At 64.4% G+C, this 7541-nt stretch carries 17 protein-coding genes; all 17 read left to right on the top strand.

Annotated elements, in window-relative coordinates; genetic code table 11:
• The coding region (locus AC3WLC_RS31735) for an EF-Tu C-terminal domain-related protein (protein ID WP_493687865.1) at positions 1-81 on the top strand (81 nt) is incomplete at its 5' end.
• Positions 82-148: 67 nt separating this feature from the next.
• Entirely contained in the window at positions 149-457 is a 309-nt protein-coding gene (rpsJ, locus tag AC3WLC_RS31730; protein ID WP_043237115.1) for a 30S ribosomal protein S10, read from the top strand.
• A 124-nt stretch (positions 458-581) separates the two neighbouring features.
• Complete coding sequence (gene rplC, locus AC3WLC_RS31725) at positions 582-1316, top strand: 50S ribosomal protein L3 (RefSeq protein ID WP_346359045.1); 735 nt, start codon at positions 582-584, stop codon at positions 1314-1316.
• Positions 1316-1936, top strand: a complete 621-nt coding sequence (rplD, locus tag AC3WLC_RS31720) for a 50S ribosomal protein L4 (RefSeq protein WP_346359046.1) — start codon at positions 1316-1318, stop codon at positions 1934-1936. The genes rplC and rplD overlap by 1 nt, the downstream gene beginning before the upstream one ends.
• Positions 1933-2241 (top strand): 50S ribosomal protein L23, encoded by a 309-nt coding sequence (locus AC3WLC_RS31715; RefSeq protein WP_092159641.1) that lies wholly within the window; start codon positions 1933-1935, stop codon positions 2239-2241. The genes rplD and AC3WLC_RS31715 overlap by 4 nt, the downstream gene beginning before the upstream one ends.
• A gap of 14 nt (positions 2242-2255) precedes the next feature.
• Positions 2256-3098, top strand: a complete 843-nt coding sequence (rplB, locus tag AC3WLC_RS31710; RefSeq protein ID WP_493687863.1) for a 50S ribosomal protein L2 — start codon at positions 2256-2258, stop codon at positions 3096-3098.
• 8 nt (positions 3099-3106) lie between these two features.
• Entirely contained in the window at positions 3107-3385 is a 279-nt protein-coding gene (gene rpsS / locus AC3WLC_RS31705) for a 30S ribosomal protein S19 (RefSeq protein WP_493687862.1), read from the top strand.
• 3 nt (positions 3386-3388) lie between these two features.
• On the top strand, positions 3389-3772 hold the full coding sequence (gene rplV / locus AC3WLC_RS31700) for a 50S ribosomal protein L22 (RefSeq protein WP_091842262.1): 384 nt from the start codon (positions 3389-3391) through the stop codon (positions 3770-3772).
• A gap of 10 nt (positions 3773-3782) precedes the next feature.
• On the top strand, positions 3783-4499 hold the full coding sequence (gene rpsC / locus AC3WLC_RS31695; RefSeq protein WP_137881199.1) for a 30S ribosomal protein S3: 717 nt from the start codon (positions 3783-3785) through the stop codon (positions 4497-4499).
• Between the two features lie 18 nt (positions 4500-4517).
• Entirely contained in the window at positions 4518-4931 is a 414-nt protein-coding gene (gene rplP / locus AC3WLC_RS31690; protein ID WP_057193262.1) for a 50S ribosomal protein L16, read from the top strand.
• 10 nt (positions 4932-4941) lie between these two features.
• Positions 4942-5154 carry a 50S ribosomal protein L29 gene (rpmC, locus tag AC3WLC_RS31685; RefSeq protein WP_493687861.1) on the top strand — a complete coding sequence of 71 codons (213 nt, stop codon included), beginning with the start codon at positions 4942-4944 and terminating at the stop codon, positions 5152-5154.
• Between the two features lie 12 nt (positions 5155-5166).
• On the top strand, positions 5167-5409 hold the full coding sequence (rpsQ, locus tag AC3WLC_RS31680) for a 30S ribosomal protein S17 (protein ID WP_091842255.1): 243 nt from the start codon (positions 5167-5169) through the stop codon (positions 5407-5409).
• A gap of 111 nt (positions 5410-5520) precedes the next feature.
• The gene (gene rplN, locus AC3WLC_RS31675) at positions 5521-5889 is read left to right on the top strand and encodes a 50S ribosomal protein L14 (protein ID WP_091842252.1); all 369 of its coding nucleotides are present in this window, start codon (positions 5521-5523) and stop codon (positions 5887-5889) included.
• Complete coding sequence (rplX, locus tag AC3WLC_RS31670; protein ID WP_057193254.1) at positions 5889-6206, top strand: 50S ribosomal protein L24; 318 nt, start codon at positions 5889-5891, stop codon at positions 6204-6206. Before rplN ends, rplX begins: the two co-directional genes overlap by 1 nt.
• Positions 6199-6765, top strand: a complete 567-nt coding sequence (rplE, locus tag AC3WLC_RS31665; protein ID WP_454023936.1) for a 50S ribosomal protein L5 — start codon at positions 6199-6201, stop codon at positions 6763-6765. Before rplX ends, rplE begins: the two co-directional genes overlap by 8 nt.
• 36 nt (positions 6766-6801) lie before the next feature.
• Positions 6802-7107, top strand: coding sequence for a 30S ribosomal protein S14 (gene rpsN, locus AC3WLC_RS31660; protein ID WP_092159603.1), 306 nt, complete (start codon positions 6802-6804; stop codon positions 7105-7107).
• A 12-nt stretch (positions 7108-7119) separates the two neighbouring features.
• Complete coding sequence (rpsH, locus tag AC3WLC_RS31655; RefSeq protein ID WP_092159601.1) at positions 7120-7518, top strand: 30S ribosomal protein S8; 399 nt, start codon at positions 7120-7122, stop codon at positions 7516-7518.
• Positions 7519-7541: the final 23 nt, after the last annotated feature.

Genomic DNA, 7541 nt, shown 5'->3' with positions numbered 1-7541 from the left:
ATGGAAGAGAAGCTGCGCTTCGCCATCCGCGAAGGCGGACGCACCGTCGGTGCAGGCGTCGTCGCAACCATCATCGCGTAACGCGTTTTCGTGAGGGCGGAAGCCCTTCGGGGCTTTCGCCTTTTCACGTCACGGAGACACTAAGACCATGAACGGTCAGAACATCCGAATCCGCCTCAAGGCGTTCGATCACCGCATTCTCGATGCGTCGACGCGAGAGATCGTCTCGACCGCGAAGCGGACGGGCGCCCAGGTGCGCGGCCCGATCCCGCTGCCGACGCTGATCGAGAAGTTCACCGTCAACCGCTCGCCCCACATCGACAAGAAGTCGCGCGAGCAGTTCGAGATGCGGACCCACAAGCGGGTCCTCGATATCGTCGACCCGACCCCGCAGACGGTCGACGCCCTGATGAAGCTCGATCTCGCTGCCGGCGTCGACGTCGAAATCAAGCTTTGAGTTGTCGAGGGTCGAAGCGACGAACCGGTATCCACTTCGTCTGACCATCGACTGATCCGATTAAACGGGTCCTCTGTTTCCGGTGTCCCCGGATGGACATGACCCCAAGGGAAGGTATGCACCGATGCGTTCCGGTGTGATTGCACAGAAAGTCGGGATGACCCGCATCTTCACCGATGCCGGCGAGCACATCCCGGTCACCGTGCTGAAGCTCGACAACTGTCAGGTCGTCGCGCATCGCACGATCGAGAAGAACGGCTATGTCGCCGTGCAGCTCGGGTCGGGCTTGGCCAAGGTCAAGAACGTCTCGAAGGCGCAGCGCGGCCATTTCGCCGTGGCCAAGGTCGAGCCGAAGCAGAAGATCGTCGAGTTCCGCGTCAGCGACGACGCGTTGATTCCGGTCGGCGCCGAGCTGACCGCCGACCACTTCGTCGTCGGCCAGTTCGTCGACGTCTCCGGCACGACCACCGGCAAGGGCTTCGCCGGCGGCATGAAGCGCTGGAACTTCGGCGGTCTGCGCGCCACGCACGGTGTCTCGATCTCGCACCGCTCCATCGGTTCGACCGGTGGCCGTCAGGACCCGGGCAAGACCTTCAAGAACAAGAAGATGCCTGGCCATCTCGGTGCCGAGCGCGTCACCACGCAGAACCTGCGCGTCGTCCAGACGGACGCCGAGCGCGGCCTGATCCTGGTCGAGGGCGCCGTCCCCGGCGTTGCCGGCGGCTGGATCCACGTCCGTGACGCCGTCAAGCGCACGCTGCCGAAGGATGCTCCGCTGCCGGGCAAGTTCAAGGTTTCCGGCGAGAGCAAGGCCGAAACTGTCGAGGCTCCTGCGGCCCAGGCTGAGGAGAACGTGTGATGAAACTCGATATCGTCACTCTTGAAGGCGGTAACGCCGGCTCGCTCGAGCTGTCCGACGCGATCTTCGGCCTCGAGCCGCGCGCCGACCTGCTCGCCCGCATGGTGCGCTACCAGCTCGCCAAGCGCCGCGCCGGCACGCACAAGTCGAAGGGCCGTTCGGAAGTCGACCGCACCCGCAAGAAGATCTACAAGCAGAAGGGCACCGGCGGCGCTCGCCACGGCGCGGCTTCCGCTCCGCAGTTCCGCGGCGGCGGCAAGGCCTTCGGCCCGGTGGTGCGTGACCATGCTCACGAGCTGCCGAAGAAGGTGAAGGCCCTGGCGCTGCGCCATGCGCTTTCGTCGAAGGCCAAGGACGCCGGCCTGATCATCATCGACGACGCGAAGCTCGCGGAGCCGAAGACCAAGATCCTGCTCGGCCATTTCGGCAAGCTCGACCTGTCGAGCGCGCTGGTCATCGGCGGCGCCGAGATCGATGTGAACTTCGGCCTGGCCGCGCGTTCGATCCCGAACGTCGACGTGCTGCCGGTCCAGGGCATCAACGTCTATGACATCCTGCGTCGCGACAAGCTCGTGCTGACGCGCTCGGCTGTCGATGCGCTGGAGGCGCGCTTCAAATGAGCCAGTCCAAGAACCTCGATCCACGGCACTACGACGTCATCGTCGGCCCCGTGATCACCGAGAAGGCGACGATGCTCTCCGAGCACAACAAGGTCGTCTTCAAGGTCGCCAAGACCGCGACCAAGCCGCAGATCAAGGCGGCCGTCGAGAAGCTGTTCGACGTCAAGGTGGTGAGCGTCAACACGCTCGTCACCGAGGGCAAGGTCAAGGTCTTCCGCGGCCGTCTCGGCCAGCGCTCTGACGTCAAGAAGGCGGTCGTGACCCTCGAAGAGGGCCACTCCATCGACGTCACCACGGGCCTCTGAGAAGGATCGTCATCATGGCTTTGAAAAGTTTCAAGCCGATCACGCCGAGCCTTCGCCAGCTCGTGATCGTCGACCGCAGCGAGCTCTACAAGGGCAAGCCGGTCAAGGCGCTGACCGAGGGCAAGTCGTCCTCGGGTGGCCGCAACAACAACGGCCGCATCACCGTCCGCTTCCGCGGCGGTGGCCACAAGCGCACCCTGCGCCTGATCGACTTCAAGCGTCGTGGCAAGGCTGGCATCCCGGCGACCGTGGAGCGGATCGAGTATGATCCGAACCGCACCGCCTTCATCGCCCTGATCAAGTATCAGGATGGCGAGCTCTCCTACATCCTGGCGCCGCAGCGCCTGGCGGTGGGCGATACCGTCGTCGCCGGCGACAGCGTCGACGTGAAGCCCGGCAACGCCGCCCCGATGGGCTCGCTGCCGATCGGCACGATCGTCCACAATGTCGAGCTCAAGATCGGCAAGGGCGGGGCGCTGGCGCGCTCGGCGGGCAACTACGCCCAGATCGTCGGCCGTGACCAGGGCTACGTCATCGTCCGCCTGAACTCGGGCGAGCAGCGCCTGATCAGCGGCCAGTGCTATGCTACTGTGGGCGCGGTCTCGAACCCCGACCACATGAACATCAACATCGGCAAGGCCGGCCGCAATCGCTGGCTGGGCAAGCGCCCGCACAATCGCGGCGTGTCGATGAACCCGGTCGACCACCCGCACGGCGGCGGCGAAGGCCGCACCTCGGGCGGCCGTCATCCGGTTACGCCCTGGGGTCTGCCGACCAAGGGCAAGAAGACCCGCTCGAACAAGCGGACCGATACGTTCATCGTGTCGAGCCGTCACGCCCGCAAGAAGAAGAACTGAGGTCCGTCATGGCGCGTTCGCTTTGGAAAGGTCCGTTCGTCGACGGATACCTCCTGAAGAAGGCCGAGGTCGCCCGTTCGGCGAGCCGGTCGGAAGTCATCAAGATCTGGAGCCGTCGCTCCACGATCCTGCCGCAGTTCGTCGGTCTGACGTTCGGCGTCTACAACGGCCACAAGCATGTGCCGGTGAGCGTCTCCGAGGAGATGGTGGGCCACAAGTTCGGCGAGTTCTCGCCGACGCGCACCTTCCCCGGCCACGCGGCCGACAAGAAGGCGAAGAGGAAGTAAGCCATGGGTAAGCCCTCCGCCCCCCGTGCGCTGCCCGAGAACGAGGCCAAGGCGGTGGCGCGCAACCTGCGCGTCTCCCCGCAGAAGCTGAACCTTCTCGCCCAGCTCATCCGCGGCAAGAAGGTCTCGACCGCGCTCGCCGACCTCGAGTTCTCGCGCAAGCGGATCTCGACCGATGTGCGCAAGTGCCTGCAGAGCGCGATCGCCAACGCCGAGAACAACCATGATCTCGACGTCGACGATCTGGTCGTCTCGCAGGCCTTCGTCGGCAAGGCGCTCGTCATGAAGCGCTTCCATGCCCGCGCCCGCGGCCGTGGCGCCCGCATCATGAAGCCCTTCGCCAACATCACGATCGTGGTGCGCGAAGTTCAGGCGGCCAAGGCCTGAGGAGAGAACGATGGGTCAGAAAATCAATCCGATCGGCCTTCGTCTCGGCATCAACCGGACCTGGGATTCGCGCTGGTTCGCCAACAAGGGCGAGTACGGCAAGCTGCTCCATGAGGACATGGCCATCCGCGCCGCCCTGATGAAGCTGCTGAAGCAGGCCGCCGTCTCGAAGATCATCATCGAGCGTCCGCACAAGAAGTGCCGCGTCACCATCCACTCGGCTCGTCCGGGCGTGGTGATCGGCAAGAAGGGCGCCGACATCGAGAAGCTGCGCAAGACGGTCTCGAAGCTGACGAACGCCGACGTGACGATCAACATCGTCGAGGTGCGCAAGCCCGAGATCGACGCGACCCTGGTCGCCGACTCGATCGCTCAGCAGCTCGAGCGCCGCGTCGCCTTCCGTCGCGCCATGAAGCGCGCCGTGCAGTCGGCGATGCGTCTCGGCGCCGAGGGCATCCGCATCAACTGCTCGGGCCGTCTGGGCGGCGCGGAAATCGCGCGCCTCGAATGGTACCGTGAGGGCCGCGTGCCGCTGCATACGCTGCGCGCCGACGTCGACTACGGCGTCGCCACCGCCTTCACGACCTATGGCACGTGCGGGATCAAGGTCTGGATCTTCAAGGGCGAGATCCTCGAACACGACCCGATGGCCCAGGACAAGCGCCTCTCGGACGAGGGCGGCCGCTCCGGTGGTGAGCGCCGCGAACGTCGCGAGCAGGCTGCGTAAGGCTGATCGAGAAGAGCCATGCTGCAACCAAAGCGCACTAAGTTCCGTAAGCAGTTCAAGGGACGCATTTCCGGCGTCGCCAAGGGCGGCACGGACCTCAACTTCGGCCAGTTCGGCCTGAAGGCCCAGGAGCCGGAGCGCGTCACGGCCCGCCAGATCGAGGCGGCCCGTCGTGCCATCACCCGCGCCATGAAGCGCGCGGGCCGAGTCTGGATCCGGATCTTCCCGGACGTGCCGGTCTCGAAGAAGCCGACCGAAGTCCGCATGGGTAAGGGCAAGGGTTCGCCCGAGTTCTGGGCGGCCAAGGTCAAGCCGGGCCGGATCATGTTCGAGCTCGACGGCGTGCCGGAGGATATCGCCCGCGAGGCGCTCCGTCTCGGCGCCGCCAAGCTGCCGATCAAGACCCGCTTCATCCAGCGCATCGCCGAGTAAGGAGGGCGACATGAAAGCTACGCAACGCCTGTCCGATCTCAAGGTGATGAGCACGGACCAGCTCCAGGACGAGCTTCTCAAGCTCAAGAAGGAGCAGTTCAACCTGCGTTTCCAGCGCGCCACCGGTCAGCTCGAGAACACCGCTCGGGTCACCCAGGTGCGCAAGGAAATCGCCCGCATCAAGACGCTGCAGCGGTCGAAGACCGCGGCAGTGAGCGCCTGAGGAGTTTCAATCATGCCGAAGCGCGTGCTGCAGGGCGTCGTCGTCAGTGACAAGCAAAACAAAACTGTTGTGGTCAAGGTCGAGCGGCGTTATACGCACCCGCTCCTCAAGAAGACGGTGCGCCGTTCGAAGAACTATCACGCCCATGACGAGGCGGGGTCGTTCAAGGTCGGTGACTCCGTTTGGATCGAGGAGTCGAAGCCCATTTCCAAGCTGAAAAGCTGGGTTGTGCTCGACAACGCTCCCAAGGCGTAAGTCGAATCATTGAGGCCAGGGGGCGATCGACCCCCGTCAGTCGTAGTCCGGGCTTAGGCACTCCGCCTTTGTCCGGAAACCGCGCTGATATGGAATGGAAGGATCAAGGCCATGATCCAGGTGCAGACGAATCTCGAGGTCGCCGACAATTCCGGCGCTCGCCGCGTGATGTGCATCAAGGTTCTCGGCGGCTCGAAGCGGCGTTATGCCCGCATCGGCGACATCATTGTGGTTTCGATCAAGGAAGCCATCCCGCGCGGCCGCGTGAAGAAGGGCGACGTCATGAAGGCGATCGTCGTGCGCACCGCCAAGGACATCAAGCGCGCCGATGGTTCGGTGATCCGCTTCGACCGCAATGCGGCCGTGCTGATCAACAACCAGAAGGAGCCGGTGGGCACCCGTATCTTCGGACCGGTTCCGCGCGAGCTGCGCGCCAAGAACCACATGAAGATCATTTCGCTCGCTCCCGAGGTGCTGTGATGGCTGCGAAAATCAAGAAGGGCGACAAGGTCGTCGTGCTCGCCGGCCGCGACAAGGGCAAGAACGGCGAAGTGCTCCAGGTCCTGCCGAAGGACGCTCGCGCCGTCGTGCGCGGCGTGAACCTGGTGAAGAAGCACACCAAGGCCACCGCCCAGTCCGAGGGCGGCATCATCAGCAAGGAAGCCACGATCGACCTGTCGAACCTGGCCGTTGCCGATCCGAAGGACGGCAAGCCGACCCGCGTCGGCTTCAAGGTGCTCGATGACGGCCGCAAGGTCCGTTTCGCCAAGCGTTCGGGGGATCTGATCGATGGCTGATACCCAGCAGGCGGCTCTCTCGCCGCGTTTGAAGAAGCATTACGAGGACGTCGTCCGTCCCGCGATGATCGCCGAGTTCGGCTACAAGAACGTCATGGAAGTGCCGACCCTCGAGAAGGTCGTCATCAACATGGGCGTGGGCGAAGCGACTGCCGACCGCAAGAAGGTCGACAACGCCGCCGGCGACCTTGCCATGATCGCCGGCCAGAAGCCGGTCATCACCAAGTCCCGCCTCGCCATCGCCGGCTTCAAGCTGCGCGAGAACATGGCGGTGGGCTGCAAGGTCACGCTGCGCAAGACCAAGATGTTCGAGTTCGTCGACCGGCTCGTCACCATTGCTCTTCCGCGGGTGCGCGACTTCCGTGGTCTCAACCCGAAGTCGTTCGACGGGCGCGGCAATTTCGCGCTCGGGATCAAGGAGCACATCGTGTTCCCCGAGATCAACTACGACAAGGTCGACCAGGTCTGGGGCATGGACGTGATCGTCTGCACGACTGCGAAGTCGGACGACGAGGCTCGCGCCCTGCTCAAGCACTTCAACTTCCCGTTCCGGCAGTGAGTCTTCGGGCTCATACGCGGAAACCAGGAGATATCGATGGCTAAGAAGAGCTCCGTCGAGAAGAACAACCACCGCAAGGCGCTCGTGAAGAAGTTCGCGGGCCGTCGGGCGCGCCTTCTCGCGATCGCCAATGACGAGAACCAGTCGATGGACGAGCGTTTCCTCGCTCGCCTGAAGCTGGCCGAACTGCCGCGCAATTCCGCCGGCATCCGCGTGCGCAACCGTTGCGAAGTCACCGGCCGCCCGCGCGCGTTCTATCGCAAGCTGAAGATGTCGCGCGTTGCTTTGCGCGAGCTCGGCAACAAGGGGCTGGTTCCCGGCCTCGTCAAGTCGAGCTGGTGAGGAGGTAGCATCATGGCGATCATCGATCCGCTTGGCGATATGCTGACCCGCATCCGCAATGCGCAGATGCGGCGCAAGTCGCGCGTCACGACCCCGGGCTCGAAGCTGCGCGCCCGCGTCCTCGACGTGCTGCAGTCGGAAGGCTACATCCGCGGCTATTCGACCACCGAGTTCGGCAACGGCCGTACCGAGTTCGACATCGAGCTGAAGTACCACGAGGGACAGCCGGTCATCCGGTCGATCTCGCGCGTGTCGAAGCCCGGCCGTCGCGTCTACTCCTCGGTCGAGACCATGCCGCGCGTGGCCGACGGCCTCGGCGTCACCATCGTCTCCACGCCCCGTGGCGTGATGTCCGATCATCTTGCCCGCGAGCAGAACGTGGGCGGCGAAGTGCTCTGCAAGGTCTTCTGACCTTTCAGGCCGCTGCTCAGGAG

The sequence above is a fragment of the Allobosea sp. GW821-FHT03A12 genome (assembly GCF_058986765.1).
This window is presented reverse-complemented; position numbering and strand designations above follow the sequence as displayed.